General features: G+C 65.8%; 15 protein-coding genes and 1 tRNA gene. 10 read left to right on the top strand and 6 right to left on the bottom strand.

Translation table 11 applies throughout. The features are described from left to right. Positions 1-702, top strand: a 702-nt coding sequence (locus IVB31_RS28365; RefSeq protein WP_247330705.1) for a hypothetical protein, incomplete at its 5' end; no start/stop codon positions are given. 88 nt (positions 703-790) lie between these two features. Here IVB31_RS28365 and IVB31_RS28360 read toward each other — a convergent pair. Next, positions 791-949 carry a hypothetical protein gene (locus tag IVB31_RS28360; protein WP_247330703.1) on the bottom strand — a complete coding sequence of 53 codons (159 nt, stop codon included), beginning with the start codon at positions 947-949 and terminating at the stop codon, positions 791-793. A gap of 87 nt (positions 950-1,036) precedes the next feature. After that, positions 1,037-1,435 (bottom strand): hypothetical protein, encoded by a 399-nt coding sequence (locus IVB31_RS28355; protein WP_247330701.1) that lies wholly within the window; start codon positions 1,433-1,435, stop codon positions 1,037-1,039. A gap of 210 nt (positions 1,436-1,645) precedes the next feature. Between IVB31_RS28355 and IVB31_RS28350 the strand changes: the two genes are divergently transcribed. Next, the gene (locus tag IVB31_RS28350) at positions 1,646-1,864 is read left to right on the top strand and encodes a hypothetical protein (RefSeq protein ID WP_247330699.1); all 219 of its coding nucleotides are present in this window, start codon (positions 1,646-1,648) and stop codon (positions 1,862-1,864) included. Between the two features lie 125 nt (positions 1,865-1,989). Here IVB31_RS28350 and IVB31_RS28345 read toward each other — a convergent pair whose 3' ends face one another. Then, a complete protein-coding gene (locus tag IVB31_RS28345; RefSeq protein WP_247330697.1) occupies positions 1,990-2,217 on the bottom strand; it encodes a DUF2171 domain-containing protein in 228 nt (75 codons plus the stop codon). Between the two features lie 118 nt (positions 2,218-2,335). On the opposite strand from IVB31_RS28345, the gene IVB31_RS28340 reads away from it, so the two are divergent. After that, complete coding sequence (locus IVB31_RS28340; protein WP_247330695.1) at positions 2,336-3,604, top strand: hypothetical protein; 1,269 nt, start codon at positions 2,336-2,338, stop codon at positions 3,602-3,604. Positions 3,605-3,619: 15 nt separating this feature from the next. Further along, entirely contained in the window at positions 3,620-3,976 is a 357-nt protein-coding gene (locus tag IVB31_RS28335; RefSeq protein ID WP_247330692.1) for a hypothetical protein, read from the top strand. A 39-nt stretch (positions 3,977-4,015) separates the two neighbouring features. Here the strand turns inward: IVB31_RS28335 and IVB31_RS28330 are convergent, their stop codons facing one another. Together IVB31_RS28330 and IVB31_RS28325 are read right to left on the bottom strand one after the other, a co-directional pair. After that, on the bottom strand, positions 4,016-4,270 hold the full coding sequence (locus IVB31_RS28330) for a hypothetical protein (RefSeq protein WP_247330690.1): 255 nt from the start codon (positions 4,268-4,270) through the stop codon (positions 4,016-4,018). A gap of 169 nt (positions 4,271-4,439) precedes the next feature. Beyond that, positions 4,440-4,516: transfer RNA gene (locus tag IVB31_RS28325), tRNA-Arg, on the bottom strand. A gap of 400 nt (positions 4,517-4,916) precedes the next feature. Between IVB31_RS28325 and IVB31_RS28320 the strand changes: the two genes are divergently transcribed. The 6 genes from IVB31_RS28320 (at position 4,917) to IVB31_RS28295 (ending at position 16,035) form a co-directional block, all read left to right on the top strand. Then, positions 4,917-10,121: an alpha-2-macroglobulin gene (locus IVB31_RS28320; RefSeq protein WP_247330688.1), complete on the top strand. Its 5,205-nt coding sequence runs from the start codon at positions 4,917-4,919 to the stop codon at positions 10,119-10,121. Between the two features lie 5 nt (positions 10,122-10,126). Further along, on the top strand, positions 10,127-12,244 hold the full coding sequence (gene pbpC, locus IVB31_RS28315) for a penicillin-binding protein 1C (protein ID WP_247330686.1): 2,118 nt from the start codon (positions 10,127-10,129) through the stop codon (positions 12,242-12,244). 50 nt (positions 12,245-12,294) lie between these two features. Then, positions 12,295-14,037 (top strand): glycosyltransferase family 39 protein, encoded by a 1,743-nt coding sequence (locus tag IVB31_RS28310; RefSeq protein ID WP_247330684.1) that lies wholly within the window; start codon positions 12,295-12,297, stop codon positions 14,035-14,037. Between the two features lies 1 nt (position 14,038). After that, positions 14,039-14,884, top strand: a complete 846-nt coding sequence (locus tag IVB31_RS28305; RefSeq protein WP_247330682.1) for a phosphatase PAP2 family protein — start codon at positions 14,039-14,041, stop codon at positions 14,882-14,884. A 66-nt stretch (positions 14,885-14,950) separates the two neighbouring features. Then, positions 14,951-15,700 carry a glycosyltransferase family 2 protein gene (locus tag IVB31_RS28300; RefSeq protein ID WP_247330680.1) on the top strand — a complete coding sequence of 250 codons (750 nt, stop codon included), beginning with the start codon at positions 14,951-14,953 and terminating at the stop codon, positions 15,698-15,700. Beyond that, on the top strand, positions 15,697-16,035 hold the full coding sequence (locus IVB31_RS28295) for a lipid-A-disaccharide synthase N-terminal domain-containing protein (RefSeq protein WP_247330678.1): 339 nt from the start codon (positions 15,697-15,699) through the stop codon (positions 16,033-16,035). Before IVB31_RS28300 ends, IVB31_RS28295 begins: the two co-directional genes overlap by 4 nt. Before the next feature lie 113 nt (positions 16,036-16,148). Here the strand turns inward: IVB31_RS28295 and IVB31_RS28290 are convergent, their stop codons facing one another. Continuing rightward, positions 16,149-17,840: a Na/Pi cotransporter family protein gene (locus IVB31_RS28290; RefSeq protein WP_247330676.1), complete on the bottom strand. Its 1,692-nt coding sequence runs from the start codon at positions 17,838-17,840 to the stop codon at positions 16,149-16,151. Positions 17,841-17,973: the final 133 nt, after the last annotated feature.

The following is a 17,973-nucleotide window of genomic DNA, read 5'->3' as shown; positions in this document are numbered from 1 at the left end:
CCGGGCGCCGGTGGGCCGCCGCAGAACATGCGCAAGGGCCCACCGCCGCAGCAGGCGGCCCGGCCCGCGCCACAGCCCGGGGGCCAGCCTCACGCCGGCGGCCCCGGCCATGAAGGCCCCGGTCATGCAGGTCCAGGGCCGGCAGGTCCAGGTCTTCGAGGTCCAAGTCCTGGCCCGCACAATGCCGGCGGCCCGCCGCCTGGACGTAATTACGCCAGGGGTCCCGCACCGGCACGCGATTGGGGCGGACATGCCTATCGCGGCAATGTCGCCTGGGACGGCGGACGCTGGCGCCACGAAGTCCACAACGGCCGCTCCGGCTGGTGGTGGGATGTCGGCGGCGTCTGGTATTATTATCCGCAGCGGATGGCCGGCCCGCCCGGCTACATTTCGGAGGACTATTACGACGACGTGCCCGTGGCCTATGCCCCGCCCCCCGTCGCTTATGAACCACCGCCGCCACCACCGGCTGATCCCGGCGCAAGCGCGCTTGGCGGCGCCATCGTCGGCGGCGTGCTGGGCGGACTGATCTCGGGCAACGCCTCGGGCGCGGCCGCAGGCGCCGTGATCGGCGGTGCCACCGGTGCGATCGCCGGCGCCACGGCGGCCTCGCGCCCCGGCTACTATCTGGCGCAGGGCAATTGCTACTACCGCTATCCGAGCGGCCAGTATGTGCAGGCCGATCCCCGGGCCTGTTACTGAAGATCTCGGCAACATCTGAAACAAAGAGGCGGGCTCAGGCCCGCCTCTTTTGATTTGCGACCGGACGATCGCTTGATCGCTCCGCGCCTCACACCAGCCAGTTGAAGAAGGCGATCGCGGCCCAGACCAGGCCTGCGATCCAGGCCAACATCACGATGCCGATGGTCGCAAGACATGCGATGCCGAGCGGGTCGGACCTTTCGCGTCGCGTCTGGACGTTAACTTCGGCGGCGGCTTCTTGTGTCATGACGGGAAACACCTCCCGCGCTTTCCCTCTTTTGGGAGCGCTGAGAGGCTGTTTAGCGGAGACGCCGGGTGCACGCTGTGATGCAATTCACAGAACGGTCTGTATCAAGCCCGGCCTCAGCGCTTCGTGCGGCGGATGTCCGGAAACAATCGCGCCGTTCGCACCATGATCGTCGCGCCGGTCCTTCGGCATGCGTGAACGGGATCGCGCGTCGCAAATCCGCGTGAGATGGGTGTTAACCCCGCAATCATACGGACGAATTTGCCATCCGCTTGTCCAGATCGGCCGGCTAGAATTGGCCTCATGTGTACCAAGTACGATCCCCAGCATGAAGCCGAGGCGGCAATGAAGCGCGCCGTGGCAGCCGAAGGTGCCGACCGGCAACGTCTCATCGAGCTGGCCCTGGCTTGGCATCAACTCGCCCGCGAGCGGCGCGAGGATGGGGCGGACTGAGCGCACGCTCTCAAGAAAAATACCGTGTCTCACGAGAAAACCCCGCGCTCGGGGGACAAGCACGGGGCTCTCTGGAGCCGATCGGGGCTGGCGGATCGGCACCACTCAATTCGCTGCCCAACGCGCTGATCCGGCGTTCGTTCCTCGCGCCCCGCTTATCCTCTTGGCATCATGGCGGGCGGCCGGGAGGGTATCCGCGGCGCGCACGCAGGAACATTCGTTCTGCGGCGACGTTGGGCGGCTATGACCGACACCGAGTTACGCGCGCAGTCCTTCGAGATTGCCTGGAAATATCTCGATCAGTCCGGCCTGCTTGCCGGTGAGCACAGGGATGCGGCCCGCTTCATCCTGAACAGGATCGACCGCATGATGCTGCGCGGTGAAAAGCGAAGGCTGCTGCTGTCCAACGCCGCGATCGATGCCTACCGGTTGCGGCCCACGCTCGTCACACTCGACGCCTGACGCGCGCCGCCGAAACGCGGCGTTAAGACTCGTTCCGAAGGGGATTTTCCGATCGCGATTCGTTTCGGAGAACGAAGCAGAGCAGGACCGTGAACAAACAAAAGGCCCCCGAAGGAAGCCCGGCGTCAGGCCGCTTCCGACTTCGGCACCGCGTCGGCATTCAGCGAAAGCTTGACGACGTCGCCTTCGACGGCACCGACATATTTCGTGTCGATGTAATGATGATGGTCCTTGTGGCCTTCCGGGCTGTCCTTCCGCGTCAGCTTGATGCGGTTGCCCTCAACGCGATCGACGGTGCCGACATGCGCCCCGTCCTTGCCGATGATTTTCATGTGCTCTCTGATCTCGCTCATGATGTTCTCCTTGTGCAGCGTCAACGGCGAAGACCGGTGTTCGTTGCAAAGCGGGCGTCGAACTAGGACCCAGCGCGCCTCCGAAACGTTGAACGGCAGTCGCATTTTTCGGGTTCGCATGGAGAGCATTGAGTCCTATCTGGAACGGAAGCACGAGGAGATCAGGCTGCTGAACGATTGCCTGAGTCATCCAGTGCATCTCGCGTGTCCGAGATCGGTCGAGGAGGTCATCAGGTCCAAATTCCAGGTCACCGCGGCGCTGCGGGCAGAGCACGAATTGCGTCAATGGAAGGCGACGGAGACGGCCTGGTCGCACGCGGCGTCTCCCAGGAGCGGCCCATTCACGTTCAGCTACGACTATCAGCGCGCCGACCTGAAAGTAAGCGGTCCGTCATTTTACCAATGCGGCCACACCGACCAAGCGATCTACATGGCTTCGGGCATGGCCGCGATCTCGGCGTTGCTGCTGGCCTCGGCGCGGGTCATCGGCAAGGCCGATATCCTGGTGATGCCGGGGTGTTATGGCGAGACGATCGAGTTAATCGAGCGTTTCGTCCCGCATTTGCGGCTTATCACCTTGCAGGTGCCGCTTGGCGATGCGTTGGCGCGGGCCGGCTCGCGGCGAATTTTGCTGCTGGATTCATGCGTCCCGGCCGGCGCGTTCGAAGCGGCGCTTCGCGTTGATGCGTCCGGGCTGGATCTGCTGGTTTTCGACACGACATGTTTTGCCGGTGGATCGGGCCGCATCCGGCGTATGCTCGGTTGGGCCCGGCGCTGCGGAATCCCCGTCGTGATGGTGCGAAGCCACACCAAGCTGGATTCGCTCGGGGCGGAATATGGCCGGCTCGGTTCGGCAGTTTTCGTCAGCCCGGACGAGGGCGCGAGCCCGTCGTTCTGCGAGCGCTTGGCCCAGGAAGCCAGCGATGCCGTGCGCCTGCTCGGCGGCGCGGCGCTCCCGGCGCACTTTCCGCCCTATGTGGGCAGCGCGGTCTATTGGAGGCTGACGAGACAACGCATCGCTGCGATCCTGCGCAACGGCCGGTGCATAAGCCGATACTTTGCCTCGGAGCTGGCGCAGCTCTCCGCAGAGCTCCACTTCACCCACGGCCTCTATGTCACGCTCCGCGGTAGGCGCCCGCTCGACGAGGCCAGCGCGCGGCAGGCCGCCGAAGACATGAGCCGTGACCTGAGCGGTGAACGATTTCCGATCCGCCACGCCGGCAGCTTTGGTTTTGATTTTGCAGCGACCGAGTGGTTTCACAACGCGACAACGGGTGAGTACAGCGTCCGGGTCGCCGTACCGGATTTGCCGACTGAACTGTGGGGGGATCTTACGGCTGCGATTGCAAGGTGGTGGGCGAGACGTCAGCGAGACTCGGAAGGGTGAGCACGGTGCGAGGCCATGGCAGAGGGACCGAAAGCATTTTCCTACAGGGAATGCACCTGGCATGTGTCAGACGAACAGTCCGAGCAATGGCTCGCGGTACTTGAAAAGACAGGCTCAGCTAACGTCCGCGCGCGCCTTGCCCAGACCGACGCGGCATCCGCTGGCGCGATCGCGATCGGAACCGTGCCCGTCATGACAATCGGATTCGCCCAGGAATGGCTGAACTGGAAAGACAATCAAAAAGCCGAGGCCGATATCGAGCGGCATGAGCGGCAGATCTGGTGGACCCGAACCGCCGCAATCGCCGCTTCTATCGCCGCCTTAAGCGCACTGTTTGGCTGGATTTGGACGATCTTCATCCGGGGCGGCTAACGATTTCGCGGCGACCGGCCGATTGTCGCCGCGCCTAAATCAATCGGTCACCAGACATTCTTCCAAGGCCGGCTTCAAAGCCGGCTTCTGGTGGCCGCGACCCGACCAGGCCTGAACCGCGAAGGCGAGCTGATACTGACTCACCGCCGTCCCCGCGATGGAAGCCCGCGCAGTCTCGATTCGTTTCGTGATAGCACTAGAGTTCACGACGCCTGCGTCGATTGCCAGATACAACATTGCGACGATTGCCACCGCAGATGCGATAGCCATTTTCGTCCATTCGTAGGCCGGCATCCGAATCCCTATCGGGCGCAACTCGCCGGCACCTAGGTAAGAGCCGGCCTGGCCGGTTGAAAGCCCGGGGCGAGGTTACCCACGCGTTCGTGAAGGAAGATCGATTGGCAGCTGTGCCGCATTACGCTGCTTGATGGGCGCCGTCGCCGAAGTCCCCGGATTTGGAGACTGGCGATCCCGGCAGGAATCGAACCTGCAACCCTCAGAGTAGAAATCTGATGCTCTATCCAGTTGAGCTACGGGACCGTCTTAGCCGGCCCGTTTAGGAGGCCAGCTGTTCATCTACCATGCCATTATGAAAAATATCGTCTTTCGCCAAGTCTGAACCGAACCGTTTTCCTCAAAGCCGCGACAAAGCGGAACGGTGGGGTGTCAGGGTGCCGGGTTGAGCGGCAGCGGACTGGACGATGGATCACATCGCCGGGAACGCTGACCAGCTTCCGGGACACGGCCGCCGGTCGACGGGTCGGATATTGCTGCGCCATCAGGACGGCGTGCGCGGTGGTATCTTGATCGGTCACCTCTGGGCTTGCCTCGCCATGGCGAATGCGTCGATTTGCACCTTTGGTTCCGTCGCCTTGAGTCCGTCACCTTTCCGCGCACTTTATGCGCCCGCGGCGTTCGCCGTGATTTCCGGGAGTCCATCATGATCGGTCTGGTTCGCGCCGTCACAATCTGCGCCGCGCTGGCGTTCGGCCTGACTGCGGCCCACGCCGCAGACAAGGCGTTCAAGCGCGACGACCTCGCCGATTCCGCGATCAAGCTGGAGGCCCAGATCAAAGGCGAAGCCGGCCCCGTCGCCAAGACCGGTACGAGCTTGCGCACCGACGCCGACGCCGCCTTCCGGCGCAACGACTACCGCACCGGCCTGTCGGTGCTCGGCCAGATCGCGGCGACCGCGCCCGAGGATGCAGGCAACTGGCTGCGGCTGGCAAAAGTCATCTTCCAGATCTCGCCGAAGAGCTCGAGTGAGCAGACGTTCCTGCTGGAGCGTGCCTCGACTGCCGCCTACATCGCCTACCAGCGCGCCGGCAATGCGGGCGAGGAGGCCGACGCGCTGGCCGTCCTCGGCAAGTCGCTCGCGGAACGGAAACTCTGGCGGCCGGCGCTGGATGCGCTGCGGCTGTCGCTCGACATGCGCGAGGTCGCCGACGTCCGCGGGCAATATGAGAAGATGCGCGACGAGCACGGGTTCCGGCTGCTCGACTACACCGTGGACTCGGATTCGGCGAGCCCGCGCGCCTGCTTCCAGTTCTCGGAGGAGCTGGCAAAACGCACCGACTTCGCGCCCTATCTGGCGCTGGCGGGCCAGGACAAGCCGGCGCTGTCGGCCGAGGGCAAGCAGCTCTGCGTCGACGGGCTGAAGCACGGCGAGCGCTACAACATCAACTTACGCGCCGGCCTGCCGTCCACCGTGAAGGAAGGCCTGCCGAAATCGGCCGAGTTCAACGTCTATGTGCGCGACCGCAAACCCTTCGTACGCTTCAACAGCCGCGCCTATGTGTTGCCGAGGACCGGCCAGCGCGGCATTCCCGTGGTCAGCGTCAACACACCCGCGGTCAACATCAACGTCTTCCGGATCGGCGACCGCAATCTGATCAACACGGTGGTCGACAGTGATTTCCAGAAGACGCTGTCGAAATATCAGCTCAGCGATCTCGGCGGCGAGCGCGGCGTCAAGGTCTGGACCGGCGAGCTCGCGACCGCGATGACGCTGAACCAGGACGTCACTACCGCATTCCCGGTCGATCAGGCGCTCGGCGAGCTCCAGCCCGGTGTCTATGTGATGACGGCGGCCGCCAAGGGCCCGGGCTCGGACGACGACTACCAGCTTGCCACCCAATGGTTCATCGTCTCCGATCTCGGCGTCACCGCCTATTCCGGCAATGACGGCATCCATGTGTTCGTGAACTCGCTGGCCTCGACCGATCCGGTCGGCAAGGCCGAAGTGCGGCTGGTCGCCCGCAACAACGAGATTTTGGCGACGCGCAAGACCGACGAGAGCGGCCATGTGCTGTTCGAGGCGGGGCTTGCGCGCGGCGAGGGCGGCCTGTCGCCGGCGATGCTGACGGTCACCGGCGAGAAGGCCGACTATGCCTTCCTGAGCCTGAAGACTTCCGCCTTCGACCTGTCCGACCGCGGCGTTTCGGGCCGCGCGGTGCCATCAGGCGCCGACGCCTTTGTCTATGCCGAGCGCGGCGTCTATCGCTCCAGCGAAACCGTCTATCTCACAGCGCTGCTGCGTGACGGGCAGGGCAATGCCGTCACCGGTGGACCGATGACCCTGGTGATCGAGCGCCCCGACGGCGTCGAATACCGCCGTGCCGTGCTGTCCGACCAGGGCGCCGGCGGCCGCACGCTGTCCGTGCCGCTCAACTCGGCCGTGCCGACCGGGACCTGGCGCGTGCGCGCCTTCACCGATCCAAAGGGCTCCTCGGTTGGCGAGACCACCTTCATGGTCGAGGACTATGTCCCCGACAGGATCGAATTCGACTTGTCCGCCAAGGACAAGCTGATCAAAGCTAACGCTCCAGTGGAGCTTAAGGCCGACGGCCATTTCCTTTATGGCGCGCCGGCCTCGGGCCTGGCACTTGAAGGCGACATGCTGGTCGCACCCGCGAGCGAACGGCCGGGCTTTACCGGCTACCAGTTCGGCGTCGCCGACGAGGAGACCACCTCGAACGAACGCACGCCGCTGGAGAACCTGCCCGAGGCCGACGCCAATGGCGTTGCGACCTTCCCGGTCACGCTCGACAAGCAGCCGGCCTCGTCGCGGCCGCAGGAGGCGCAGATCTTCGTCCGCATGGTCGAGACGGGGGGCCGCGCCGTCGAGCGCAAGATCGTGCTGCCGGTCGCGCCCGCCAACGCCATGATCGGCATCAAGCCGCTATTCGCTGACAAGAACGTCGCCGAGGGCGACAAGGCCGAGTTCGATGTCGTGTTCGTCTCGCCCGAGGGCGAGAGGCTGCGCCGCGATGGCCTGCGCTACGAGCTCCTGAAGATGGAGTCGCGCTACCAATGGTATCGCCAGAACAATTACTGGGAGTACGAGCCGGTCAAGTCGACCTCGCGCGTCGCCGACGGTGACGTGGTCGTTGCCGCCGACAAGCCGGCGCGGATTTCGCTCAACCCCCAGCCTGGCCGCTACCGGCTCGACGTCAAGTCGAACGACGCCGACGGTCCGGTGACTTCCGTGCAGTTCGACGTCGGCTGGTATTCCGACGGCAGCGCCGACACGCCGGACCTGCTGGAGACCTCGATCGACAAGCCGCAATATTCCTCCGGCGACACCATGACGGTGTCGGTCAACGTCCGCAGCGCCGGCAAGCTCACCGTCAATGTGCTCGGCGACCGCCTGCTGACGACGCAGACCATCGACGTGAGGGAAGGCACCGCGCAGGTCAAGCTTCCGGTCGGCAAGGACTGGGGCACCGGCGCCTATGTGGTGGCGACGTTGCGCCGTCCGCTCGATGCCGCCGCGCAACGCATGCCCGGCCGCGCGATCGGCCTCAAGTGGTTCGGCATCGACAAGCAGACCCGCACGCTCCAGGTGAAGCTGTCGCCGCCGGCGCTGATCCGGCCTAATGCGATGCTGAAGATCCCGGTCAAGCTCGACGGGCTCAATCCGGGCGAAGACGCCAAGATCGTGATTGCCGCGGTCGATGTCGGCATTCTCAACCTCACCAATTACAAGCCGCCGGCGCCGGACGACTATTATCTCGGCCAGCGCCGCCTGAGCGCGGAGATCCGCGATCTCTATGGGCAACTGATCGACGGCATGTCGGGCACGCGCGGGCAGATCAAGTCCGGCGGCGATGCCGGTGCGGCCGAGCTGCAGGGCTCGCCGCCCGCGCAACAGCCGCTCGCGCTCTATTCGGGTATCGTCACGGTCGCTGCCGACGGCACGGCCGAGGTGAGCTTCGACATTCCGGAGTTCGCGGGCACCGCGCGCGTGATGGCGGTGGCGTGGACCGCCTCAAAACTCGGCCGCGCGAACACCGATGTCGTGATCCGCGATCCCGTGGTGCTGACCACGACCCTGCCGCGCTTTCTGCTCAACGGCGACCACGGCACGGTCAATCTCGAGATCGACAATGTCGAGGGCCAGGCCGGCGATTACATCATCAACGTGAAGACGGGTGGCCCGGTGAAGATGACCGGCAATCCTGCAACCACGGTCAAGCTCGCCGCCAAGCAGCGCAATTCGTTCGCGCTTGCGATCGATGCGACCGCGGCGGGGCAGGCAACGCTCGACGTCGACATCAAGGGACCGAATGGCCTTGCGCTGGCGCGCCACTATGCGCTCGACGTCAAGGCGGCGACGCAGGTGCTGGCGCGGCGCTCGATCCGGACGCTGGCGAAGGGCGAGAGCCTGACGCTGACGTCGGACATGTTCGCCGACCTCGTGCCGGGCACCGGCAGCGTCTCGGTCTCGGCGAGCCTGTCGACCGCGCTCGATGCGGCGACGATCCTCAAAGCGCTGGATCGTTATCCCTATGGCTGCTCGGAACAGATCACCAGCCGCGCACTGCCGCTGCTCTATGTCAACGATCTCGCGGCCGGCGCGCATCTGGCCATGGACACCGAGGTCGATCAGCGCATCCGCGACGCCATCGAGCGGCTCTTCGCGCGTCAGGGCTCCAATGGCTCGTTCGGCCTGTGGTCGGCCGGCGGCGACGATGCCTGGCTGGATGCCTATGTGACGGACTTCCTCACCCGTGCCCGCGAAAAGGGCTTTGTGGTGCCGGATGTGCTGTTCAAGAACGCGCTAGATCGTATCCGCAACTCCGTCGTCAACGGCAACGAGCCGGAGAAGGACGGCGGCCGCGATCTGGCCTACGGCCTCTACGTGCTTGCGCGCAATGGCGCTGCGCCCATCGGCGACCTCCGCTATCTCGCCGACACCAAGCTCTCCAACCTCGCGACGCCAATCGCGAAGTCGCAGCTCGCGGCGGCGCTCGCGCTGGTCGGCGATCGCAACCGCGCTGAGCGGGTCTATGGCGCAGCCCTCGACAGCCTCGCGCCAAAGCCGGTGCTGGAATTCGGCCGCACCGATTACGGCTCGCAGCTCCGCGACGCCGCAGCGCTGGTGTCGCTTGCCAGCGAAGGCAACGCGCCGAAGGCAACGCTGACGCAGGCGGTGTCGCGGGTCGAGACCGCGCGCGGGCTGACGCCCTACACCTCCACGCAGGAGAACGCGTGGCTGGTGCTGGCGGCGCGCGCGCTGGCCAGGGAAAACCTCTCGATCGAGGTCGACGGCCAGAGCGTCAAGACCGCGCTCTATCGCAGCTACAAGGCGGACACGCTAAGCGGCAAGCCGCTCAAGATCACCAACACTGGCGATGCGCCGGTGCAGGCGGTGATTTCCGTGTCGGGCTCGCCGGTGACGCCGGAGCCGGCCGCGTCCAACGGCTTCAAGATCGAGCGCAGCTATTTTACGCTCGACGGCAAGCCCGCCGACATCAGCAAGGTCAAGCAGAACGACCGCTTCGCCGTGGTGTTGAAAATCACCGAGGCCAAGCCCGAGTACGGCCACATCATGGTGTCCGACTATCTGCCCGCGGGCCTCGAGATCGACAACCCAAAACTGGTGTCGTCGGGCGACAGCGGCACGTTGGGTTGGATCGAGGACGGCGAGGAGCCTGAAGATACCGAGTTCCGCGACGACCGCTTCACGGCGGCGGTCGACCGGGCCTCGGATTCCAAGGCGGTCTTCACGGTGGCCTATGTCGTGCGCGCGGTCTCGCCCGGCAAATACGTGCTGCCGCAGGCCTATGTCGAGGACATGTACAACCCCTCGCGCTACGGCCGCACCGGAACGGGCAATGTCGAGGTGCGGGCGGCGAAGTGAGTGAGATGAACGAGGCTGATCGCGTTTCTGGGAACGACAGCAGCAGAGCAGGGCGCGCGACTATGCGCGTCCTCTCTGGCCTCGCGCTCGCCTTCATCCTCGCCATCGGCACCTTCATCGGCTGGGTCTATTCCCTCGGCCCTTTGCCGTTCGACGAGTCGCGCCAAGTATCCACCACCGTCGTCGACCGCAACGGCAAGCTGCTGCGCGCCTATGCGATGGCGGACGGCCGCTGGCGGCTGCCTGTCGATGCCAAAGCGAATGTCGATCCCACATATTTGAAGCTGCTGCTCGCCTATGAGGACCGACGCTTCTACGCCCATAACGGTCTCGACCCGCTCGCGCTGGGACGCGCCGCCTTGCAGCTTGGGACGCGCGGCCACATCGTCTCGGGCGGCTCGACCATCTCGATGCAGCTCGCGCGGCTGATGGAGCCGCGGCGGCAGCGCTCGCTCTCCGCGAAGCTGCGTCAGATCGTGCGCGCGATCGAGATCGAACGCAGCATGAGCAAGGCTGAGATCCTCGACCTCTACCTCGCGCTCGCGCCCTATGGCGGCAATCTTGAAGGCATTCGTGCCGCCTCGATCGCCTATCTCGGCAAGGAGCCGAAGCGGCTGTCGCTGGCCGAAGCCGCTTTGCTGGTCGCGCTGCCGCAGTCGCCGGAGACCCGCAGGCTCGACCGCTATCCCGACGCGGCGCTTAAAGCCCGCGATCGCGTGCTTGACCGCATGGTCGAGGAGCATGTGGTCAGCACTGAGGATGCGACGCAGGCCAAGGCCGTGTCCGTGCCAAAGCTGCGCAAGCCGATGCCGATCCTGGCGCCGCATGCCTCCGACAGCGCGCTCTCCACCGTCAAGGACACGCCGGTCATCAAGCTGACGCTGGATGCGAATCTGCAGAAGGTGCTGGAGCCGCTGGCGCGCGACCGTGCCATTGCGCTGGGGCCGAACATCTCGGTCGGCATCATCGTCGTCGACAACGAGAGCGGCGACGTGCTCGCGCGCGTCGGCTCGGCGGATTATTTCGACGAGCGCCGGGCAGGGCAGGTCGACATGACCCGCGCGATCCGCTCGCCGGGCTCGACGCTGAAGCCTTTCATCTATGGCCTCGCCTTCGAGGACGGTTTTGTCCACCCCGACAGCCTGATCGACGACCGCCCGGTCCGTTTCGGCTCCTACGCGCCGGAAAATTTCGACATGACGTTTCAGGGCACGGTGCCGGTGAAGAAGGCGCTGCAGATGTCGCTGAACGTGCCGGCGATCGTGCTGCTCGACCGCGTCGGCGCGAGCCGGCTGGCCTCGCGGCTGCGCCAGGCCGGCGGCAATCTGGTGCTGCCCAAGGATGAAGCGCCGGGGCTCGCCATGGGCCTCGGCGGCGTCGGCGTGACGCTGCAGGACCTCGCCCAGCTTTATGCGGGCTTCGCCCGGCTCGGCACCACCAAGCCGCTGCGCGAGATCATGGCTGACAGGGACGATCGCGAGCCGCTGCGACTGCTGGATCAGGTTGCGGCCTGGCAGGTCGGCAATGTGCTGCTGGGCACCCCGCCGCCGGAGAACGCCGCCCACAACCGCATCGCCTTCAAGACCGGCACCTCCTATGGCTATCGCGACGCCTGGTCGATGGGCTTCGACGGCCGCATGACCATCGGCGTCTGGGTCGGCCGGCCCGACGGCGCACCGGTTCCGGGCCTGATCGGCCGCGTCGCCGCCGCACCGATCCTGTTCGACGCTTTCGCCCGGACGGGCAAGACGCTGACGCCGCTGCCGAAGCCGCCGAAGGGAACCCTGGTCGCCAGCAACGCGAAGCTGCCGTTGCCACTCAAGCGGTTCCGGCCGGTCGGAGAATTGGTGCGGACGGGCGGCGAGCAGGCGCTCCATATTCAGTTTCCGCTGAACGGCTCGCGGATTGACGTCGACCGGTCCGCCGGCGAGGCAGGCGCAGCCATGCCGGTCAAGGTCGCCGGCGGTGTCCTGCCCATGACCGTCATGGTTAACGGAACGTCGCTGGGTGAGATCGACGGACGGCGCCAGCGCCTGATCGATCCGCCCGGTCCGGGCTTTGCGCGGCTGACCGTGATCGACGCCACTGGCGCCGCGGACACAGTTGTCATTCGAATTCAATGACCCTGCCTCAAGCGGTTGTGGCGATGGCGGTTTCAGCGTAAGCGGAACCAATGGCCGAGACCTATCCAAGCCCCCGTTTTGGTGCTCCGCGCGAGCCGAAATCGCCCGTCAATCCGGGCAGCCGGCTGGTGTCGCTGCTCGACGTCGCCACGGCCAGCCACGCCCGCGCCGTCGCCTTCCTGCTGCTCTGCGCGCTGCTGCTGTTCCTGCCGGGCTTCTTCACGATTCCGCCTGTCGACCGCGACGAGGCGCGCTTCGCGCAGGCCACCAAGCAGATGGTCGAGAGCGGCGACTATGTCGACATCCGCTTCCAGGAGGACGTCCGCTACAAGAAGCCGGTGGGCATCTACTGGTTGCAATCGGCCGCGGTCGAGACGGCATCGGCGCTCGGTCTGCCGCGCGCCGAATTGCGCATCTGGGTCTATCGTCTCCCCTCGCTGATCGGCGCGATCGGCGCCGTTCTCATGACCTATTGGACGGCGCTCGGCTTCGTCACGCGGCGTGCTGCGGTGCTGGCCGCGCTGCTGATGAGCGCCTCCGTGCTGCTCGGCGTCGAGGCGCGGCTTGCGAAAACCGACGCGATGCTGCTGTTCTGCGTGGTCGCCGCGATGGGCGCGATGGCGCGGGCCTACCTTTCGTGGCAGCGCGCCGAGGACGACACCCATCCGCCCTGGAGCTGGCCCGCGATCTTCTGGACCGCGCTTGCCGTAGGCATCCTTATCAAGGGCCCGCTGATCCTGATGTTCGCAGGCCTGACCATCGTGGCGCTCGCGATCCAGGACCGCGATGCCTCCTGGCTATGGAAGCTGCGTCCCCTCTGGGGCCTGATGTGGACGCTGGTGCTGGTGCTGCCCTGGTTCGTCGCGATCTTCTGGCGCGCGGGCGATGCCTTCTTCGCCGATTCCGTCGGCGGCGACATGCTGAGCAAGTTGGGGGCCCAGGAATCCCATGGCGCGCCGCCCGGACTGTACCTGGCGCTGTTCTGGATCACGTTCTGGCCGGGCGCGCCGCTCGCGGCAATGGCGGCGCCCGCGGTCTGGCGCGCGCGGCGCGAGCCCGGCGCGCAATTCCTGCTGGCCTGGCTGGTCCCGTCCTGGATCGTGTTCGAGGCGGTGCTGACCAAGCTGCCGCATTACGTGCTGCCGCTATACCCTGCGATCGCGATCCTCACCGTCGGTGCGCTGGAGCGGCGCGTGCTGTCGCGGTCCTGGCTGATGCGCGGCTCGGCCTGGTGGTTCGCGATCCCTGCACTCGGCTCCATCATCGCCGTGGTCGGCGCGGTCATGCTGACGCGGCAGCCGGCCTTCGTGGCCTGGCCGTTCATCGCGGCCTCGCTGATCTTCGGCCTGTTCGCCTGGTGGCTCCATGACAACAACCACGCCGAGCGCTCGCTGCTCAACGCGCTGGTGGCAGCCCTGATGCTCGCGGTTGTGGTCTACGGCATCGTGCTGCCGTCGCTGACGCCGGTGTTTCCGAGCATCGAGGTCGCGCGCGCGTTGCGCAACGTCACCTGCGTCGGACCGAAGGCGGCCGCGGCCGGTTATCACGAGCCGAGCCTCGTCTTCCTGACGGGCACGCAGACGCTGCTCACCGACGGCTCGGGCGCGGCGGATTTCCTGAGGCAGGGCAGCTGCCGTTTCGCGCTGATCGAGCAGCGTTCGGAGCGCGGCTTCGTGCAGCGCGCCGAGGCAATCGGGCTGCGCTACAAGGTTGGCACGCGGATCGACGGCTACAATTTCTCGCAAGGGCGCGCGATCTCGATCTCGATCTTCCGCTCTGAAGGCACCGAGTAGGATGCCGGCCTCCGCCGAGATCGCGCCGCGCACGAGCTATCCCGCGCGCTTGCTCGCCGTATCCGGACGTGCGCTGGCGCAACTCGTGCGCACGCCCTCGCATTCGCGCCGTGCCGAAGCCGCGCGAAAGCTGGCGCGGCATTCGCTGTGGCTCAGTGCGGCGGGCGCAGCCCTCGTCATCGCGCTGATGGTCGCGTTCGACCAGACCGAGATCCAGTTGATGCCGGCGCGCGGGACGCCCGGCCTTTGGCCGATCCGCATCCTCACCGATTTCGGCAAGGACGAGTATGTGCTCTCGGTGCTGGGGGCTGTGCTGGTGGCTCTGGCGCTCGTTGCAGCGGGACTGCACGGCACGCGCCGCACGCTGCTGCTCGGCCTCGGTACGCGGCTGCAGTTCTTGTTTCTGTCTGTTGCCCTGTCCGTGTTCGTCGCCGAGATCCTGAAATATCTCATCGGTCGCGGACGTCCGTTCGTCGGCGGCCAGGCCAATCCGTTCAACTTCATCCCGTTCGAGGGAACGGGGGCCTATGCCAGCCTGCCGTCGGGTCATGCGGTGACGGCGTTCGCTCTCGCATTTGCAGTCTCGGCGCTGTGGCCGCGCCTGCGCGTGGTCATGTTCACTTACGCAATCGTGATCCTGCTGACGCGGCTGGTGCTGCTCGCACACCACCCGAGCGACGTCGTGGCCGGCGCCCTGGTCGGCATGGTCGGCGCCATGGCGGTGCGCTATTGGTTCGCGGCCCGCAGGCTCGGCTTTGCCATCCGCTCCGACGGCACCATTGTGCCCCTTGCAGGGGCGGTCTCGGGTCGCCTCAAAAGGGTTGCCCACGGGCCATCCGCCCCATAAAAGCGGCTGCCTGCCGGGACCGCCGGTTCCCCAGGGGCAGGCCAATTCCAACCACGAGCTTTCGATTTGTCGTCGTCCCAGCCTTCGGTTTCCCAGCCCTCGGTTTCCATCGTCGTTCCCGTGCGCAACGAAGCCGACAACATCGCGCCGCTGATCGAGGAGATCGGCGCGGCGCTCGACGGCCGCTGGGCCTATGAGATCATCTACGTCAATGATGGCTCGACGGATGCGACCGGCGAGCGGCTCAGCGCCATCATGCAGCAGCGGGACAATCTGCGGCAGCTTCGCCATGCCCAATCAGGCGGCCAGTCGGCGGCCGTGCGCAGCGGCGTGCGCGCGGCGCGCGGCGCCATCGTGGCGACGCTCGACGGCGACGGCCAGAACAATCCGGCTTTCCTGCCGGACTTGATCGCGGCAGTGGAGAAGGGCGCTCGTGTCGGTCTCGCTGCCGGGCAGCGCGTCGGCCGTAAGGATACCGGCTTCAAGAAATTCCAGTCGCGGGTGGCCAACGGCGTCCGCAACGCGATCCTGAAGGACGGCACGCGCGATACGGGTTGCGGGCTGAAGGCGTTCCGGCGCGAGGTGTTCCTGATGATGCCCTATTTCGACGGGCTGCATCGCTTCCTGCCGGCGCTGATGCGCCGGGAAGGCTACGAGATCGCCTATGTCGACGTGATCGACCGGCCGCGCCGCTCAGGCGTCTCGAATTACGGTTTCTTCGACCGGCTGTGGATCGGGATCATGGATCTCGTCGGCGTGTGGTGGCTGATCCGCCGCAAGAAGCCGACACCGGATGTGACTGAGGTGAAGGCATGATCATCCAATACGGTCAGGCGTTGAGCAACTATCTCTATGACGTCTTCGTCGCCAAGTTCGATTTCTGGCTGGCGTTCGGCCTGGTCGCGCAGCTGTTCTTCACCGCGCGCTTCCTGGTGCAGTGGATCGCGAGCGAGCGGGCCGGCAATAGCGTCGTGCCGATGGCGTTCTGGTTCTGCTCGATGGGCGGCGGCCTGATGACGCTGGTCTACGGCGTCGTCAAGCGCGAGCCCGTCATCATCCTCGGACAGGCGCTCGCGACCATCATCTATATCCGCAACATCATGCTGATCGTGAAGAACCGCAGCCGCAGCTCAAGGACGCTTGAGCGCTGATCCGAGTCGGCTAGAGCATTTTCGGTTCTGATTGAATCAGAACCGAAGCTCTAGATTCTTGTTTTGACGCGTTTTCTTCACGCGAACCGGCATCCACTTCGCTCGAAAACGCTCTAGCGTGGCAACGCCGACGCCGCGCCTGTTGCGGGCAGGGCGGCGGTCTCCGCCTCGTGCCTGCGATAGGGTTCGCCCGCGGCGTCGAGCACGGGATAGGCGACCGAGCAGATGTGCGAGTGGATTCGGCGCAGGTCGCGCAGCACGTCGAGATGCAGCGACGTGGTCTCGATGGTCTCGGGACGGCCCTCGCGCAGGCGATCGAGGTGGCGCTCGACGGCGGCAAGCTCGGTGTTGCGCAGCGCGGTCTTCTCCATCAGCAGCTTGCGCGCCTCGTTGGCATCACCCGACATGAAGATGCCGAAGGCGATCCGCAGCGAGTCCATCGTGCGCTTGTGGAAGGCGGCGAGTTCCTCGGCGCCCTCGGGCGAGAACTGAAAGCGGCGCTTGATCTTCTTGGTCGCGAGTTCGCTCAGACTCTTGTCGATGATGTCGCCGATATGTTCCAGATTGATGGTGAAAGAGATGATCTCCATCGCCCGCCGCCCCTCGCTCTCGTCGAGACTGCCGCGCATGAGCTTCGTCACGTAGAGCTTGATGGCCTCGTCGAGGCCGTCGACGATGTTGTCCATCTTCGAGACCTGGTCGACGAGCGCGCGGTCGCCGGTCATCATTGCCGCCATCACCTTGCGCAGCATCACCTCGACGAGGTCGCCCATGCGCAAGGCCTCACGCGCCGCGTCGGCGAGCGCCAGCGACGGGGTCTCCAGCGCCGTCTCGTCGAGATAGCGCGGCCGGGCCGGATCGTCTGCCTGGACGCGGTCGGGAAGCAGCCGGGTCAGGACACGCGACATCGGGTCGAGCAGGCCGATGAAGATGACGGCCGTGCCGACGTTGAAGGCGATGTGGAAGGCCGCCGTCATCCTGGCAAGATCCGGCTGCCAGGCGTGCATGTGCGCGGCGATCACGTTCAGGAAGGGCAGGACCAAGGTAATCCCGACCACGCGGTTGATAAGATTGCCGACCGGCAGGCGATAGCTCGCGGGATCGTCGCGCCTGGCGCCTTCGAACACGGGATTGATGGCGCTGCCGAGATTGGCGCCGAGCACCAGCGCCAGCGCCGCCGAGGGCGTGATGAACTGCGAATAGGCCAGCGACATGATCAGCAGGACGCTGGCGACGCTCGAATGCACCGCCCATGCGACGAGCGCGGCAATGACGATGCACAGAACGGGATCGCCGGTGATCGCCGACATCACGACGCGCATGCCGGGCGCGTTCTCCGCCGGGGCCAGCGTGTCGAGCAGGATGTGCAGCGACAGCAGCATCAATCCGAGCCCGATGAAGACACGGCCGATGTCCTTGATTCGGGACCGCGGGCCGGTGCGGAAGGCGACGAGCCCGAGCACGAACAGGACAGGCGCAACGGCCGCGATGTTGAACGACAGCACCTGGACGATCAACGTCGTGCCGACATTGGCTCCCAACATGATGGCGAGTGCGGCGGCAAGGCTGACGAGGCCCTCCGCCGCGAACGAGCTGGTGATCAGCGCCGTCGCCGTGCTGCTCTGGAGCAGCGCAGTGAGCCCGAGGCCGGCGGCGAACGCGTTGAAGCGGTTACCGAGCGCCTTGCCGAGCAGCCGCCGCAGGTCCGGGCCGAAGGCGCGCAAGATCCCGCTGTGGACCATGTGCAGGCCCCACAGCAACAGCGCCACGCCGCCCATCAGATCGAGCAAAACCAACGTTCCCATGCTCCGTGTCCGGACTAGAGTCGATTGGTGAGGCTAGCGCCAAACGCCAGCGTATCAAACCCTTTGTTGGCGCGCCGGCGTCAACGTTTGCGTTGCGCGTTCCCGCCGCGCGCGATTGCCGCGTCCCGAGGCG

This window comes from Bradyrhizobium sp. 21, from assembly GCF_023073335.1.
In the GTDB taxonomy this organism is placed as follows: domain Bacteria; phylum Pseudomonadota; class Alphaproteobacteria; order Rhizobiales; family Xanthobacteraceae; genus Bradyrhizobium.
This window is presented reverse-complemented; position numbering and strand designations above follow the sequence as displayed.

Coding starts and splice junctions, on each gene's coding strand:
- IVB31_RS28360 (WP_247330703.1), bottom strand. CDS start 949: ATGACACAAGAAGCCGCCGCCGAAGTTAACGTCCAGACGCGACGCGAA.
- IVB31_RS28350 (WP_247330699.1), top strand. CDS start 1,646: ATGACCGACACCGAGTTACGCGCGCAGTCCTTCGAGATTGCCTGGAAA.
- IVB31_RS28345 (WP_247330697.1), bottom strand. CDS start 2,217: ATGAGCGAGATCAGAGAGCACATGAAAATCATCGGCAAGGACGGGGCG.
- IVB31_RS28340 (WP_247330695.1), top strand. CDS start 2,336: ATGGAGAGCATTGAGTCCTATCTGGAACGGAAGCACGAGGAGATCAGG.
- IVB31_RS28335 (WP_247330692.1), top strand. CDS start 3,620: ATGGCAGAGGGACCGAAAGCATTTTCCTACAGGGAATGCACCTGGCAT.
- IVB31_RS28330 (WP_247330690.1), bottom strand. CDS start 4,270: ATGCCGGCCTACGAATGGACGAAAATGGCTATCGCATCTGCGGTGGCA.
- IVB31_RS28320 (WP_247330688.1), top strand. CDS start 4,917: ATGATCGGTCTGGTTCGCGCCGTCACAATCTGCGCCGCGCTGGCGTTC.
- pbpC (WP_247330686.1), top strand. CDS start 10,127: ATGAACGAGGCTGATCGCGTTTCTGGGAACGACAGCAGCAGAGCAGGG.
- IVB31_RS28310 (WP_247330684.1), top strand. CDS start 12,295: ATGGCCGAGACCTATCCAAGCCCCCGTTTTGGTGCTCCGCGCGAGCCG.
- IVB31_RS28305 (WP_247330682.1), top strand. CDS start 14,039: ATGCCGGCCTCCGCCGAGATCGCGCCGCGCACGAGCTATCCCGCGCGC.
- IVB31_RS28295 (WP_247330678.1), top strand. CDS start 15,697: ATGATCATCCAATACGGTCAGGCGTTGAGCAACTATCTCTATGACGTC.
- IVB31_RS28290 (WP_247330676.1), bottom strand. CDS start 17,840: ATGGGAACGTTGGTTTTGCTCGATCTGATGGGCGGCGTGGCGCTGTTG.